This window comes from Qipengyuania pacifica (assembly GCF_019857205.1).
In the GTDB taxonomy this organism is placed as follows: domain Bacteria; phylum Pseudomonadota; class Alphaproteobacteria; order Sphingomonadales; family Sphingomonadaceae; genus Qipengyuania; species Qipengyuania pacifica.
Genome location: NZ_JAHWXO010000006.1, coordinates 36,515 through 51,339 on the forward strand (window position 1 = coordinate 36,515; position 14,825 = coordinate 51,339).

Sequence of the window (14,825 nt, forward strand, 5' to 3'; positions counted from 1 at the left end):
CCGTGTGATGACGGCAAGCCAGACGAATGTCGAGCGGAAAGCGGGTTCAGAACCACGGCGAAGAATCATGCCTAACAACACTTTAGGCATATGCATTGGCAAGCCGGAAACTTGCCCTGCTGCACGCATGCGACATGTTTCGCTTTGCTGCGCTCCTGCTGTCCGCCCTTGGCGCTCTGATCGCATCGCCGATTTCCGCGCAATCGCTGGCGCTGGTCAATCTGCCAGTGGTGTATGTGTCGATGCCCTCCATCCAAAAGACACATCAGGGGCGGGCGATCACTTCGACCGGGGCAGCCCGACCGACGGTCCCGCAACATGCAGAAACCTTGCAGTTCGCTGCGATCCGCCCGCAAGCCTATGAGGCTGCGGCCTTACCCGCCTGGACACCGCCCGCATTCGTCGACCGCCGTTTCCGCAGTTATCGCGACGGCATCGCACAATATGGGCCGTTCCTCGTACTCGATGACAGGCGGGTAGCCATGATCGGTGAAACCGATGCTTCCACGCCTAGCCAGTTTCGCGCGATGTTGAGGGAGTTCCCCCGTCTGCGCCAGCTCGACATGGTCGAATGTCCGGGTACTCAGGACGATCGCGCAAATCTCAGGTTGGGGCGCATGATTCGCGCTGCGAGGCTCGTAACCCATGTTCCGGCCATCGGGTCGGTACGCTCGGGCGCGGTCGAGCTTTTCTTCGCCGGCGTTCAGCGGGACATCAGCCAGGGTGCCGAATTCGCAGTGCATAGCTGGATGGATCCCTATGGCCGCGAGGCGGGTGATTTCTCGATCGATTCACCGGAAAACCGGCAGTATCTCGATTACTATCGCGAAATGGGCATGAGCAGCGATCAGGCGCGTGCCTTTTACGATTTTACCAATTCCGTACCGCATCACGGCGCCTTGTGGCTTGGTGCCGGCGACATGCGCCGCTGGACTGGACACCCGCAGCCTGCCACGGTGCGCGCGCAGTCAAAGCCGGTGCAACCGGCCCCGAATCTGGCCTATGCCGACGTTACTTTCTCTTGACGACAAGGCGGGCTTCGCCTAATCGCGCGGCCCTGTAGGCGGTCGCTGGCAGCAGCGGCCCTTTTTGTTGGCGCGATTCGTACGTGCCGAAACTGAACGAAATTCTTTTGTAAGGACGATCCGATGAAGCGGACATTCCAGCCCTCGAACCTCGTGCGTGCACGCCGCCACGGTTTCTTCGCTCGCAAGGCTACTCCGGGTGGCCGCAAGGTTCTCCGCGCTCGCCGCGCCCGCGGCCGCAAGAAGCTCTGCGCGTGATATGAGCCGCTGCGCCTCAGGCGTGGCGACAATCACCGAAATGCTGGCGGGCTCCCATTCGGGGGCCCGTTCGCGTATCTGGCTTCCATGCATCCATCTCTTTCCGTGATCGGCAAGCGCAGCGACTTCCTCGCCGCGAATCGGGGGCTGCGCGTTGCGCGCCCGGGTTTCGTGCTGCTGGCCAATCCCAATGGCGGGAAGGGCAAGCGGTACGGCATAACGGTGACCAAGAAGATCGGTAACGCCGTGGTCCGCAACCGGATGAAGCGGCGCTTTCGCGAACTTCTGTGGGCGGCGCTGCCGGAAGGCGGGCTGCCCGACCATGACCACATCCTCATCGGCCGTGACGGCGGTGTGGAGCGTGATTTCGCTGCCTTGCGCACCGAACTGGCCGCGGCCCTGACCCGCGCCGCGGAAGGCAAGGGCGACCGCCCGCGCCCGCCGCGTCATCGCCGGAGCCGCCGGGCATGAAGTATCCGCTCATCTGGATTGCCCGCTTCTGGCAGTTGGGGCCCAGCCTCATTCTGCCTTCCACCTGCCGCTATCAGCCATCCTGCAGCCAGTACGCCATAGAGGCGTTGACGAAATACGGTGCGATCAAGGGTGGATGGTTGGCGACGAAGCGTATAATGCGCTGCCACCCTTGGGGCGGTCATGGCCACGACCCGGTGCCCTAGCACTGTCTTGACAGGCTAAGACACCGCCCCACATTCAGATTTTCGACCGGACATAGACGGGACCGACCTTGGACAACCATCGCAACGTGATCATCGCCATTGCGCTTTCCTTCCTGCTGCTGGTGGGCTGGACTTCGGCGATGGACTTTTTCTATCCGCAGCCCGAACAGGCGCTGGTTCAGGACAAGGCCGATACCCCGGCCGAACAGGCTGCCATTGCCGATGGGCAGGCGCCTGCTGCCACGCGCCACACGCGCACCGGCGGGCTCGTCGATCCGGCGCTGCAGGCTCAGGAAAAAGCCGACCTCAAGACGGCGCTGGCCAGCCCGCAACGTATCCGCATCGATGCACCGCGCGTGGCGGGCTCGATCAATCTGCGCGGCGGCGTGGTCGACGACGTGGTTCTCAAGGATCACATGGAAGGCACAGGCGACGACAGCGAGCCGGTACGCCTGTTTTCGCCGAACGGGACGCCCGCCCAGCAATTCGCGCAGTTCGGTTATCTCATCAACGGCACGCGCATTGCCGACGATGCCGTCTGGCAGGCCGATGGCCGTATCCTCACCAGTGAAACGCCGGTGACGCTGACGCACGACCTGGGTGACGGCGTCAGCGCGTCGATCCGCTATTCGATCGACGACGAATACATGTTCACGGTCGAACAGAAAGTTACCAATACCGGGCCCAACCCGGCGGTCGTCCAGCCCTATGGCTACGTCAACCGGACCAGCCGCACCGCGAGCGAGGATCTCTGGATCGCGCATTCCGGACCGATCGGCGTGTTCGCCGACGCGGCCGATTACGGCATCGATTACGACGATGTCGACGAAGCGCAGACCATCACACCGGCCGGTCGGCCGAGCTGGTCGGGCTTCGCCGATATCTACTGGCTGTCGGCCCTGGTGCCGCAGACCGGCAGCGCGCCGACCGCGACATTCCGGGCGCTCGGTAACGAAATCTACCGTGCCGACATGATCTACGATGCGGTGACGCTTCCCGCAGGCCAGGCGCTGACGACCACATCGCGGCTGTTTGCCGGGGCGAAGGAAAGCGTCGTGCTCGATCGTTACGAAGACGCTGGCCTGCAGAAATTCGGCCTCGCCATCGACTGGGGCTGGTTCCGCTGGTTCGAAAAGCCGATGCTGTGGCTGCTGCGTACGATCTACGAAGCCGTGGGCAATTTCGGCATCGCGATCATCGCGCTGACCTTCATCGTGCGCGGGCTCATGTTCCCGATCGCGCAGAAGGGCTTCGCGAGCATGGCCGAGATGAAGGCCATCCAGCCGAAGATGAAAGCCATCCAGGAAAAGTACAAGGACGACAAACAGAAGCAGCAGCAGGAGATCATGGCCCTGTACAAGCAGGAGAAGGTGAACCCTGTTGCCGGGTGCCTGCCCATGCTGTTGCAGATCCCGGTCTTCTTCGCGCTCTACAAGGTTCTGGTTCTCGGCATCGAGATGCGGCACCGCGAATTCCTCTGGATCAAGGATCTGGCCGCGCCCGATCCGGCAAACCTCGCCAATGCGCTCTCGCTCGTCGGCATTCAGGTGCCGCAGTTCCTGATGATCGTGTTCGGCATCGGCGTGCTGGCTGTCATGCTGGGCTTCACCATGTGGCTGACGTTCAAGCTCAATCCGAGTGCTATGGATCCGATGCAGCAGCAGATTTTCAACATCATGCCGTGGATCCTGATGTTCGTGATGGCACCCTTCGCAGCAGGGCTGCTGCTGTACTGGGTGACCTCGAACATCCTTACAGTGGCGCAGCAGAAGTACCTCTACTCACGGCATCCGCAGCTGCGCGCTGCCATAGACGAGGAAAAGGCAAAGAAGGCTGCCGAAGCCGAAGCGAAGGCCAGGGGATGAGCGACGAACAAGCTGCCGAACGGGCCGAGCTCGAACGGCGCGCGAACAAGCTGTTTTCGGGGCGGGTGGATTTTCTCCTCTCGGCCCCGCAGCTCAAGTTCCTGCCAGAACCGACCGTGCCGGAGATCGCCTTCTGCGGTCGTTCCAATGTAGGCAAGAGCTCGCTCCTCAACGCGCTGACGGGACGCAAGGCTATCGCACGCGCCTCCGTCACGCCCGGGCGGACACAGGAGCTGAACTTCTTCGAAGTCGGCGACCCGACCGTTTTCCGCCTGGTGGACATGCCCGGCTATGGCTTTGCCAAGGCGCCGGTCAAAGTGGTCGAGAAGTGGAAGGCGTTGGTCCGCACCTATCTGCGCGGCCGGCCGGTACTCGCGCGCACGCTCGTGCTGGTCGACGGGCGCCATGGCCCCAAGGATGTCGACCGCGAAATGATGAAGATGCTCGACGAGGCGGCGGTGGGTTACCGCGTCGTGCTCACCAAGGCCGACAAGATGAAGGCGAGCGAACTCGCCAAGATCATCGAAGCCACGCAGGCCGAAGCGCGCAAGCATGTCGCTGCCTATCCCGACATCCATGTAACCAGCGCGGAAAAGGGCATGGGCATCGCCGAACTGCGCGCTGCCGTGCTGGGGGATGCGGGGGTCTAGCAGACCGCGGAACCGGCCCTTTGTTCGCGTCCGCGGATGGCCGGAAGCATTTGTTTCCGGACACACGAAAACATCCGGCGGCGAGCCCGGACTGTAATGCCTACAAAACAAGATCACGCGGCCGGGGCGAACCTTGCGCGAGACGCGCGGCGTAGCCCGGGAGCGGGATGGCGGTGGCCGGGGAGTATCGGCGCGGTTCGCGTGGCTGCCTGCCGGGCCTCGTGCGACGGGGCGGTAAAGCCGCATCGCACGGATATTCCATGCACTACCGGAGCCTTGAGGCGGGAGGGCATGAACACGAACCTGAACCCCGATTATACTCGAGTGCGACATGGGCAATCGGTGCGACGGGGAGGGTTCGCCTTACAAAGCGTGGAGCCCCTGCCGCTGTCCGCGCGGGCGAAAGGGCCCCGCAACCGCTATCGTACTGCCTGCCGCATCCGGTGAAGGAGGAGAGGTGTCCTTGCGATCCGGAAGAGGTCATCCGATCCCGATCTGGACGCCCGCGCCTTTCGCACCGGCCGCGTTACCCTTCCGGACACCGCCGTCGCGGGCCATGGGGGCAAGGAAGGGGGTGCACCAGCTTTCGCGCCCTCCCGATCCGGCGGGGTCTATGCCGAAAAGGTGCATGAAAGTCAAGTATTTAGCGCAGAAATAGGATTGTTCGAGAGGGGGTCCTACGACTTGTGGCGGGGACGGCTGCAGTCATTGGCGAGAGGGCGATGACGCGCCGGGCCGGGCTGGATTCCCGCCTGCGCGGGAATGACGTCGAGGGCGGACGGGTGTACTCTTCGCTCGAAAAGCCCCGGCCGTATCTGGTGGAGGCTCTCGATACCTACATGAAAAAATTATACTTCACTATCGCGTACAATACAGCGCCAACAGCCACACCCTGCATCGAGGCCCATACCAATTCGGGTGACGGCATTTTAAGTAACCTGGACATTAAACCCCCTCATTATGTCTGAAATTCCGATCAGGGTGCTCACCAATGCTATTGGGTAACAACCTGTCGGATTTTCACAGCCTGTTTTGATCAGTCCAATATAGCCCGTCAATTGCCGATCGAATGACATATTGCGCGGAACGCCACAGCGATGAAGAATGACCGGTAGGTGGCGTTGCGTTCGTCCGTTCTGGCCTAAGTTGTGGTGGGAAGCGGGCTGGTCGATGCTTCGCTCGGTAAACCTTGGGCCTAATTGTCCACGAGCAATTTGATGAAGACCAAATTATATCTTCCAGATTTCTCTGCGGGAGCGATAGCGATGCTCATCAGCTCTTCTGGGCTTGCATGATTGACGCTCTTTAGAACCATCTTTCCGTTAGTCATCTTACGGCTCTGGATCTCCCATTTCCTCTCAGTGAGTTGTTTTTCTTAGAACGTCACGATTTCCTCGAAGCTGGCGTCCGATCGGATACTCAGGCTCATCCCGTTCATCATCGAAGCAACAACTTGTGCGCCGGGATAAAGGTCGAAGCCATAGCCGGGCCGGGCATCGGTAGCAGCTTCTCCGACACGGATGCTCTTCGCGAGGGTGTCGGTCATTGCGTCCTGCTCGGACTGCTCACTGCACGATGCGAGAAATAGGCCAATGCCTAGCAGGGCGTGTTTCCAAAGCATTGTTTCGTCTGTTCCTTCGCGATTGTTCCGGTGGCTTCACATGACAATCGATCATCGATGGAACGACTGCAAGGGGGGCGGCGGCTGATGCGGCTCTAGGCAAGGGGGTTTCGAAGCTGCCAGCTGACGTTCAGGCAATTGTCCGACGCAGTTCAAAGGCCGCGCATGGGTGAAGAGCCGGTAGGAGCTTGGGCTTGCTCCGGCAGGCGGGCAGCTAACTTTCTAGCTGCGGTGCGAGCGAGACTTTCACCCGCATCCATTCGGCCAAGGAAAAAAGAACGAGAACGACCAAGACCGCCCAAATGCCAACATGCTTTCCCAACAACCCGATCAGCGCAAAGCCGCCGAAAAAGAATGGGATGCTAACCTTTGGCAGGATCAACTGCGTGCCGCACCCATTGCAACCGAAGGGAACGCCTCTCCTCAGCAAGTTCGCTCGAGCGAAGGTGATCGGGGCGCTGCATGAAGGGCACTGGCCTCTAGCCTGCGGAACGTCTGGACTGCTCATACTCTCAATCAAATCAGGTAATGCTTTGGTTCACAAGGGGGCCGCTGACAGGCTGTCTGGCTCAGGCCGTCACTGACGAAAGCACGCTCCGAGGGGCGCAGGGCGCATTTGCCGGAAGCTCTACCCTTGTCCCCGAACGGAACCTCGCCTTCCGGTTGCCATTGGTAGAAGGAGAGTTCGCGCAGACGGATTGCGGGGAGAGGTCGACAACCTTGTACGGGGAATGCCGAATGCTCGACCGGATCAATGATTTCATCGGTGCCGATATCGGCCTTCATGGAGAGGTGGCGGAAGCGGTTCTGATTGCCGTGCTCGTCGCGATGGTTGCATTGGCTATGCATTGGCTGGTGTTCCGCGGATTGCAGCACCTTTCCGATGCAAGTGGCAGCAAGGCCGACAATATCGTCGTGTCCCGGCTCCGGCGTCCCACGCGTTTCGCCATTCTCGCGCTTGCTCTGATTATCGTGGCGCGGGAATTGCCGCTTCTGGACGAAATCTGGCAGAAGGTCGCCGGCTTCGTCATGCCTGCCCTGATCGGCTGGATGGTTCTGGCGGTCCTGCACGCCCTGGTGAACACCATGGCCCTGAGCGCGGACGTTTCGGTCGAAGACAATCTGCGAGCACGGCGAAGGCGGACCAAGCTCGCCATGTTCAACCGCATCGCCACTTTCCTGGTGATTTTCGTCACGGTCGGGGTGATGCTTCTATCGATCCCGGGGGTGCGCGATATCGGCATGACACTGGTCGCGTCGGCGGGTCTTGCCGGACTGGCGGTGGGTGCTGCTGCACAACCTGCGCTGCGTTCGCTCATCGCCGGGGTGCAGATGGCGGCCACGGAGCCGATCAACATCGACGATGTCGTGATCATCGAGGGTGAGTGGGGCTGGATCGAAGAAATCCGCACGACCTATGTGGTCGTCAAGATATGGGACGAAAGGCGACTGATCGTCCCCACGACCAAGTTTCTCGAAGAGCCATTCCAGAACTGGACGAAGACGACAGCCAAGCTGCTCGGCACGGTCTTTCTCTATCTCGACCCGGCAGCGCGGGTGGAGCCGATCCGGAGGGAATTCGAAAGGCAGATCAACGCCAACAAGCGCTGGGACGGACGCGTTCAGGTTACGCAGGTGACGGAGACGACGCGCGATACCAAGGAAGTCAGGCTTCTGATGAGCGCCAAGGATTCGCCGACCTTGTTCGATTTGCGGTGCGATATCCGCGAAGGGATCACCGACTGGATATCGCAAACCTGCCCCGAAGCCTTCGCGCGCAATCGATGGATCGACGAAACCGGGAGAGAAGCGGCCAGTTCTTGAGAGGCTTGGCGGGAAAGGTGCCCCGAACCGGCTACGTCGCAAACAGCATCGCATCGTCGGCGAAGGCCTTCATCTCCAGCGCATTACCGCTGGGATCGCGGAAGAACATCGTGGCCTGTTCGCCGGGCTGGCCCCTGAAGCGGATCGTCGGTTCGATCGCGAACTCGACCCCGGCCGCCGTCAGCCTGTCGGCCAGGTCCTGCCAGTCTTCCATGGCGAGCACGATGCCGAAATGCGGCACCGGAACGCCGTGGCCATCGACGTGATTGCTTGTCCGATCTCCAGCCCCGCCGGGGGCGAGATGGGCGACGATCTGGTGGCCGTAAAAGTCGAAATCGACCCATTCGTCGCTCGAGCGCCCTTCGCGGCAGCCCATGGCATCACCATAAAACTCCCGCGCCGCGGCGAGATCGTTGACGGGAAAGGCGAGGTGGAACGGGCGCAATGTCATGGTGATGGAATAGGCCAGCGTTTGACATTTTCCTACAGTCACCTGCGCCTGTCGGGGTAGGCCTCCCGTTCAAACCCATCGCTCCGTGCAAGGCCAGGATCTGGTCAATCGTTCAGCATCGACAGCGACGGGATGAACGCCTAACCCCCAGACGAATCGCAAGGGGCACCGCATGAAGCTCATCATCGGCAATAAGAACTATTCCAGCTGGTCGCTGCGCGGGTGGCTCGCCGCGAAGCAATCGGGCCTGTCGTTCGAGGAAATCGTCGTCCCGCTGTTCGGCGAGAACTGGGAAGCCGACAAGCATGGCGGTCAGATCCGACCCTCGTCGGGCAAGGTGCCGCTGCTGTGGGATGGCGACGCGGTGGTGTGGGACAGCCTCGCCATTCTCGAATATCTCGCCGACAAGGTCGGACGCGACCGGTTCTGGCCCAAGGATGCCGTGGCGCGGGGCATGGCCCGATCAATGGTTTCCGAAATGCACTCGTCCTATGCCGCGCTGCGCGGCGAATGCCCGATGAACGTGCGCAAGCGCTTCGACGGTTTCGAGCCGAGCGAGGCGTGCAAGGCCGACATCCTGCGCATCCTCGGCCTGTGGGCCGAAGCGCGCAGCCGTTTCGGCAGCGGTGGGCCGTTCCTGTTCGGCACTTTCGGCGCGGCGGACGTATTCTTCGCCCCGGTAGTGTCGCGTTTCATCAGCTATCAGATCCCCGTCCCGGGTTTCGCCGCCGCCTATATGCAGGCGTTGTGGGAACATGAGTGGATGGAAGCTTGGATCGCCGCATCGGAAAACGAAGAATGGGTTATCGAACAATACGAAACGGTTGGCTGACCGCCATAGCTGCGCTGGGGGCGCTGTTCCTCCCCGCGCAGGCGCAGGCATGGGGCTTTTACGCCCATACCGTGACCGCCGATATTGCGATGGAGAACGTGCGGCCCGAAACGCGGGCGAAGATTGCACGGCTGCTTCGTGCATCGCCCATGCTGGGCACACCCGATTGCGCCATCGAAACGTTGCAGGATGCGGCCGTATGGCCGGATTGCCTGCGCGGGGCCTACTGGAGGTGGGGTTACACCTTTTCGTGGCACTACCAGACGGAGCCGGTGACCGAGGAATACGACGCGCGCAAGAACTGTTCCGGCCTCAACTGCGTCAGCGCGCAGGTCGAACGCAACCAGCGTATCCTTGCCGATGAAAGCCTGCCCGACAATGTGCGCGTGGAAGCGCTGGCGTTCCTCGTCCACTTCATCGGCGACATCCACATGCCGCTGCATTCGGGCGACCTCGACGATCGCGGCGGCAACGATCGCGAAACGACCTATGGGATCGTGCCCGGGCTCAATCTCCACTGGGTGTGGGACGGCCCGCTGGCAGAACGTGCGATCAGCGGCGATCCCCCGGTAGCGCGGCGGTATACGGCGCAGGAGCGCGCCGAACTGGCCGGCGGCACATCCGCCGACTGGGGCCGTGAAAGCTGGGAAATCGCGCGGGAATTCATCTATCCCGAAACCTTCGGCTGCGATCCTTGCGAGGGGGATCTGCCTGACCAGGTCGACATGTCGCAGGCGATCATCGACCGCTCGCTGCCGATCGCCCGGCGCCGGGTATTACAGGCCGGACTGCGCATGGCCGATTATCTCGACGCGGCGTTCGAGCCCGGTCCCCTGCCGGAACCGGCAAGCGATTAGGGAAGGCGTTTGGTAGGGTAGGGCGTGCCGTCCCTGCGGGTATAACCATCCGGCCCGAAGACCATGTCGATATCCGGGTATGCGCCCGAATCGCGGGCCTTGTCGCCCGCGCTCACTGCCACGAACACGCAATCGGACGTGGACCGATTGTGCAGCCGATGCCCGTTTTCCACGCCAGCCGCCCAGGCGAGGACATCGCCCGGTCGAACGATGCTTTCTCCCTCGTCCTCGATCAGCACGGCCTCGCCGGCGAGCATGACGACCAATTCGTCTTCGAGGCGGTGCCAGTGCCGCTGCGAAGAAAAGGCGCCCGGCTTGAGCGTCACGTGGCTTGCCCCCATACGGGTGAGGCCCGATGCCGGAGCGAGGCGGCGATACCACCGCCCTTGTACGTCCGCATCGAACGGCGCCGGATAACCGGTGGCATTGGTCTGGGGAATGGCATCGAGATCGAGCTTGGGCATTGTCGTACACTCCTGCTAGCGACGCAGGAATGACGCAAGTGATCGACCTCGCCAAGCGACTGATGGCCGCACCCAGCATCACCCCGGCTACCGGATCCGTGTTCGACGCGATGGAAGCCATGCTCGCCCCTCTCGGTTTCGAGGTCACTCGCTTCATGCGCGGCGACGGGGAGGAGGGCACTCCCGAAGCGCCGGTGGAGAACCTGTTCGCCATCCGGCGCGGCCCCGAAGGGTCGAAGCATTTCGCCTTCGCAGGACATCTGGACGTCGTCCCGCCAGGCGGCGGCTGGGCGAGCGAGCCGTTCGAGCCAGAAGAGCGCGGCGACCTGCTTTACGGGCGCGGCGCGGTCGACATGAAGGGCGCGATCGCCTGCATGGTCGATGCGGTCGCGCAGGTTCCTGCCGATGCCGGCACCATCAGCTTTATCATTACCGGGGATGAAGAAGGCCCCGCACTGCATGGCACCCGGGCGATCATCGATTACATGGCCGCAGAGAGCATAACGCCCGATCTGTGCCTGGTTGGCGAACCTACCAGCGTGAACCGCCTTGGCGACATGATGAAAATCGGCCGGCGGGGTTCGGTCAATATCTGGCTGGAGGTTGAGGGCACACAGGGGCATGTCGCCTATCCGCACCTTGCCGACAATCCGATCCCGAAGCTCGTCGCCATGCTTGCCGAACTGGATGCACTGGTACTCGATGAAGGGACCGACTGGTTCCAGCCGTCCAACCTCGAGATAACCGATCTCGAGGTCGGCAATCCGGCGCATAACGTCATCCCGGAAAAAGCAAAGGCGCGGATTTCCATCCGTTTCAACGACTGCCATTCGGGCGCGTCACTATCCGATCAGATCGCCGCCATTGCCAGAAAGCATGGCGGCACCGCCCTGCCTATCGTCAGTGGCGAACCCTTTCTGACGCCGCCGGGACAATTCTCGGACATCATCCATGCTGCAGTAAAGGCGGAAACCGGCGTCGAGCCCGAACCTTCCACCACCGGCGGAACGTCGGACGCCCGTTTTCTGCGGGCTGTGTGTCCGGTCATCGAATTCGGCCTGTGCAACGCAACCATGCACAAGCGCGACGAAGCTGTAGCCATGGCCGACCTTTCGACGCTAAGCCGCATCTATACGCGCATTGCTAGGGATGCGCTGGCCCGCTAGCGGGCACGAGGGAGGGATCGCATGCTGAGGACCTGGTTCGAAATTCCGTTGTGGCAGCGCGTGATAACCGCGCTCATCCTCGGCGTGCTCACCGGCTGGGCGTGGGGCCCGGATGCGGAATCGATCAAGTGGATCGGCGATTTCTTCATCAGGTCGATCAAGATGCTGGTCGTTCCGCTCATCTTCTTCAGCCTCGTGTCAGGCGTTGCCGCGATTGGCGACCTGCGCAAGCTTGGCGCGGTCGGCGGGCGAGCAATGCTTCTCTTCGTCGTGACCGGTCAAATCTCCGTATGGCTGGGCCTGGGGCTCGGCACACTGGTCGCACCGGGCAGCGGGGTAGACACTAGCGCGATCGAAATGGGCGCAACGCCCGAACCCAACCCGACCACGGCAGTCGACATGATCCTTTCGATCGTGCCCGAAAGCCCGGTACAGGTCATGGCGGACGTCTCGGTCCTCCCCCTGATCGTGTTCAGCATGCTCATCGGTATCGGCATCCTGATGGCGAAGGAGGAAGGGCTCCCGGTTCAGAAGGTCTTCGATAGCGGGGCCGTCATCATGCAGAAGGTGACGATGGTGGTGATGGAACTCACCCCCTTCGGCGTTTTCGCCCTGATGGCCTGGGTGGCAGGAACCCTGGGCTTCGATGCGCTGCTGGCGCTTGGAAAACTCGTGGCGCTCAACTACGCGGGATGCCTGCTGATCATTTTCGTCATGTATTCCGCGATGATCAAGTTTCTCGCCAAACTGCCCGTCCGCGATTTCTTCCGCGGGATCATCGATGCGATGGCGGTGAGCTATTCGACCGCCAGTTCCAACGCGACGCTCCCGGTGACGCTGCGCTGTGCGGAGCGCAACCTGGGCGTATCGAACTCGGTGGCAAGTTTCGTGATTGCCCTTGGCGCGACCATCAACATGAATGGCACGGCGATGTATCTGGGGCTCGCCACGCTGTTCGGCGCGCAGATCTTCGGCGTCGACCTCAGCTGGGCCGATTACTTCCTCATTTCGATCCTCGCGACATTGGGCGCGGTGGGCGCTGCAGGCATCCCGGGTGCCGGACTGATCATGATGGCACTGGTCTTCGGTGCCGTCGGCGTGCCGCTGGAAACGATCGCCTTCGTCGCCGGCGTCGACCGGATAATGGACATGATGCGCACCACGACCAATGTCAGCGGCGATGCTGCCGTGGCGACGACCGTGGCGGTGATGACCGGCGAAATCGACACAGGGGAAATGGTGTCGGCGGACGACGTGTGACGATTAGCTCGCTTTAGCTAGCTCAACGGGCACGAATTCTCCCAGCGCGCATGACACACCGCGTTGGGATGGGCTGCCGTGGCCGTCCAGCACGTAAATTACCTCCCCTGCGCAGAGCGAGTTGCCGCGTACGTCGTAGCTGATGGCGCGCCGGATGCCGAGGTGCAGGCAGCTGTTGGGAAGCGTATTGCGCCAGGTTCGCGACCCCACCTTGAAATCGATAGTGCGATCGTCATGCACAATGGTCCGGCTGATCGTGGATGCATTGAGGCACCGCTGGGGTTCGCCGGTGACGGTGGCTGCAGGGGCCTTGCTGACGAAAGGCTGATCGTCTTCGACGGGTGCACAAGCGAGCACGGCAAGGGGCAGAACGAGAACGGTGGCGGTACGGATCATCGCGCATCTCCAGCTGACCCGGACCGTCACATCAGCCCGGACCGGTCTTTGTGTTGCCCCTGCCTGGCTTCTCTAGCACCTTCTTGCGGTAACTGCACAGGTCCACCACGGCGCACCGCCAGCATTCGGGTGTGCGCGCCTTGCAGACATAGCGGCCATGCAGGATCAACCAGTGATGCGCGCCCAGCCGGAAGGGTTGGGGCACACGCTGTTCAAGCTTTGCCTCGACCTGTTCGGGCGTTTTCCCCTTGGCCAAGCCGGTGCGATTGCCGACGCGGAAGATGTGGGTGTCGACCGCGAAGGTCTCCTGCCCGAACCAGCAATTGAGGACCACATTGGCCGTCTTGCGCCCGACACCGGGCAGCCGCACGAGATCCTCGCGCGTGTCGGGCACCTTGCTGTCGTATTCGTCGACGAGCAACTGGCTCAGCGCAATCACGTTCTTCGCCTTGGAATTGAACAGGCCGATGGTCTTGATATGCTCCTTCAGGCCATCTTCGCCCAGGGACAGCATCTGTTCCGGCGTTTCCACCTCGCGAAACAGAGCGCGGGTGGCCTTGTTGACCCCCACATCTGTCGCCTGTGCGGACAGGGCAACCGCGACGACCAACTGATAGGCATTGCCGTATTCCAGTTCGGTTTCGGGCGAAGGATTGTCTTCGGCAAGCCGGCGGAAGAACTCGAAAATCTGGTCCTTCGTCATTGAAGACCCAAAACCTCTTCCATCGTATAGCGGCCCGGCTCGCGCGCGAGCATCCACTCGGCAGCGCGCACGGCGCCGCGGGCGAAGATGCTTCTGTTTTCCGCGCTGTGCGACAATGTCAGCCGCTCTTCCTCGCCTGCTAGGATCACGCTGTGCTCGCCGGCCACGGTCCCGCCCCGCAGACTGGCGAAGCCCACGGCCCCTTCCTGCCGCGCATCGGTATGCCCATCGCGCCCGCGCTCGGACTGCTCGGCTAGGTCGATGCCGCGCCCCTGCGCCGCCGCCTCGCCCAGCAAGAGCGCCGTGCCGCTGGGCGCGTCGACCTTGCGGCGATGGTGCAATTCGAGAATTTCGATATCCCAGTCCGGGCCAAGCCGCGCCGCGGCCTCTCGCACGAGATGCGCCAGCAGCGTCACGCCGAGCGAGGTGTTTCCCGTCTGCAGAACGGCGACGACCCGCGCGGCATTGTCGATTGCATCATGGTGCGATGTATCGAGACCGGTCGTGCCGATGACAATGGGGATACCGGCACCGATGGCGGCGTGAAGGTTCGCATCCAGGGCTTGCGGAACGGAGAAATCGATCAGCACGTCGCTCACATCGGCCAGCCCCGCCGGATCGCCGCCGCGGTCGATACCGCCGGCCAGTTCGTGTCCGCTCGACGCGACGACGTGAGCCAGCGCATGGCCCATGGCACCTTCGCTTCCGATTATCCCGATCCGCGCCATTGGTTCTCCATGTGAGGTTTGATTTGGTATCGCTGTTTGCAGGTGGTT

Annotated in this window: 18 protein-coding genes; 12 read left to right on the forward strand and 6 right to left on the reverse strand. The window is 62.1% G+C overall.

Annotated elements, in window-relative coordinates; genetic code table 11:
- The first annotated feature begins 95 nt into the window (after positions 1-95).
- From KYK83_RS10855 to KYK83_RS10885, 7 genes are all read left to right on the forward strand, one after another.
- Positions 96-1,025: an alpha/beta hydrolase gene (locus KYK83_RS10855; protein WP_222828259.1), complete on the forward strand. Its 930-nt coding sequence runs from the start codon at positions 96-98 to the stop codon at positions 1,023-1,025.
- 123 nt (positions 1,026-1,148) lie between these two features.
- On the forward strand, positions 1,149-1,283 hold the full coding sequence (gene rpmH, locus KYK83_RS10860; protein ID WP_057884309.1) for a 50S ribosomal protein L34: 135 nt from the start codon (positions 1,149-1,151) through the stop codon (positions 1,281-1,283).
- Between the two features lie 87 nt (positions 1,284-1,370).
- Positions 1,371-1,754, forward strand: a complete 384-nt coding sequence (gene rnpA, locus KYK83_RS10865; protein ID WP_103022692.1) for a ribonuclease P protein component — start codon at positions 1,371-1,373, stop codon at positions 1,752-1,754.
- Complete coding sequence (yidD, locus tag KYK83_RS10870; RefSeq protein WP_103022332.1) at positions 1,751-1,960, forward strand: membrane protein insertion efficiency factor YidD; 210 nt, start codon at positions 1,751-1,753, stop codon at positions 1,958-1,960. The genes rnpA and yidD overlap by 4 nt, the downstream gene beginning before the upstream one ends.
- 68 nt (positions 1,961-2,028) lie before the next feature.
- The gene (yidC, locus tag KYK83_RS10875; RefSeq protein ID WP_222828260.1) at positions 2,029-3,825 is read left to right on the forward strand and encodes a membrane protein insertase YidC; all 1,797 of its coding nucleotides are present in this window, start codon (positions 2,029-2,031) and stop codon (positions 3,823-3,825) included.
- A complete protein-coding gene (yihA, locus tag KYK83_RS10880) occupies positions 3,822-4,475 on the forward strand; it encodes a ribosome biogenesis GTP-binding protein YihA/YsxC (RefSeq protein ID WP_103022334.1) in 654 nt (217 codons plus the stop codon). Before yidC ends, yihA begins: the two co-directional genes overlap by 4 nt.
- 722 nt (positions 4,476-5,197) lie before the next feature.
- On the forward strand, positions 5,198-5,443 hold the full coding sequence (locus tag KYK83_RS10885) for a hypothetical protein (RefSeq protein ID WP_222828261.1): 246 nt from the start codon (positions 5,198-5,200) through the stop codon (positions 5,441-5,443).
- 407 nt (positions 5,444-5,850) lie between these two features.
- Here KYK83_RS10885 and KYK83_RS10890 read toward each other — a convergent pair whose 3' ends face one another.
- Positions 5,851-6,021, reverse strand: a complete 171-nt coding sequence (locus KYK83_RS10890; RefSeq protein ID WP_222828262.1) for a hypothetical protein — start codon at positions 6,019-6,021, stop codon at positions 5,851-5,853.
- A 603-nt stretch (positions 6,022-6,624) separates the two neighbouring features.
- Between KYK83_RS10890 and KYK83_RS10895 the strand changes: the two genes are divergently transcribed.
- Complete coding sequence (locus KYK83_RS10895) at positions 6,625-7,920, forward strand: mechanosensitive ion channel family protein (protein ID WP_248284403.1); 1,296 nt, start codon at positions 6,625-6,627, stop codon at positions 7,918-7,920.
- A gap of 31 nt (positions 7,921-7,951) precedes the next feature.
- Here the strand turns inward: KYK83_RS10895 and KYK83_RS10900 are convergent, their stop codons facing one another.
- Positions 7,952-8,371, reverse strand: a complete 420-nt coding sequence (locus KYK83_RS10900; protein WP_221598071.1) for a VOC family protein — start codon at positions 8,369-8,371, stop codon at positions 7,952-7,954.
- Positions 8,372-8,543: 172 nt separating this feature from the next.
- Here KYK83_RS10900 and KYK83_RS10905 point away from each other — a divergent pair, with 172 nt between their 5' ends.
- Both KYK83_RS10905 and KYK83_RS10910 read left to right on the forward strand, forming a co-directional pair.
- Positions 8,544-9,203 carry a glutathione S-transferase family protein gene (locus tag KYK83_RS10905; protein ID WP_103022340.1) on the forward strand — a complete coding sequence of 220 codons (660 nt, stop codon included), beginning with the start codon at positions 8,544-8,546 and terminating at the stop codon, positions 9,201-9,203.
- The gene (locus KYK83_RS10910; protein ID WP_196846896.1) at positions 9,170-10,060 is read left to right on the forward strand and encodes a S1/P1 nuclease; all 891 of its coding nucleotides are present in this window, start codon (positions 9,170-9,172) and stop codon (positions 10,058-10,060) included. Before KYK83_RS10905 ends, KYK83_RS10910 begins: the two co-directional genes overlap by 34 nt.
- Here KYK83_RS10910 and KYK83_RS10915 read toward each other — a convergent pair.
- Positions 10,057-10,524 (reverse strand): cupin domain-containing protein, encoded by a 468-nt coding sequence (locus tag KYK83_RS10915; protein WP_222828263.1) that lies wholly within the window; start codon positions 10,522-10,524, stop codon positions 10,057-10,059. The two genes, KYK83_RS10910 and KYK83_RS10915, sit on opposite strands and share 4 nt — an antisense overlap.
- 29 nt (positions 10,525-10,553) lie before the next feature.
- On the opposite strand from KYK83_RS10915, the gene dapE reads away from it, so the two are divergent.
- The gene (gene dapE, locus KYK83_RS10920; protein WP_222828264.1) at positions 10,554-11,690 is read left to right on the forward strand and encodes a succinyl-diaminopimelate desuccinylase; all 1,137 of its coding nucleotides are present in this window, start codon (positions 10,554-10,556) and stop codon (positions 11,688-11,690) included.
- A gap of 21 nt (positions 11,691-11,711) precedes the next feature.
- A complete protein-coding gene (locus KYK83_RS10925) occupies positions 11,712-12,950 on the forward strand; it encodes a dicarboxylate/amino acid:cation symporter (protein WP_103022344.1) in 1,239 nt (412 codons plus the stop codon).
- A gap of 3 nt (positions 12,951-12,953) precedes the next feature.
- Here the strand turns inward: KYK83_RS10925 and KYK83_RS10930 are convergent, their stop codons facing one another.
- The 3 genes from KYK83_RS10930 to dapB are packed head-to-tail and all read right to left on the reverse strand — an operon-like array spanning position 12,954 to position 14,777.
- On the reverse strand, positions 12,954-13,346 hold the full coding sequence (locus KYK83_RS10930; RefSeq protein WP_222828265.1) for a hypothetical protein: 393 nt from the start codon (positions 13,344-13,346) through the stop codon (positions 12,954-12,956).
- Between the two features lie 31 nt (positions 13,347-13,377).
- The gene (gene nth / locus KYK83_RS10935; RefSeq protein ID WP_222828266.1) at positions 13,378-14,049 is read right to left on the reverse strand and encodes an endonuclease III; all 672 of its coding nucleotides are present in this window, start codon (positions 14,047-14,049) and stop codon (positions 13,378-13,380) included.
- A complete protein-coding gene (dapB, locus tag KYK83_RS10940) occupies positions 14,046-14,777 on the reverse strand; it encodes a 4-hydroxy-tetrahydrodipicolinate reductase (RefSeq protein WP_222828267.1) in 732 nt (243 codons plus the stop codon). The genes nth and dapB overlap by 4 nt, the downstream gene beginning before the upstream one ends.
- Positions 14,778-14,825: the final 48 nt, after the last annotated feature.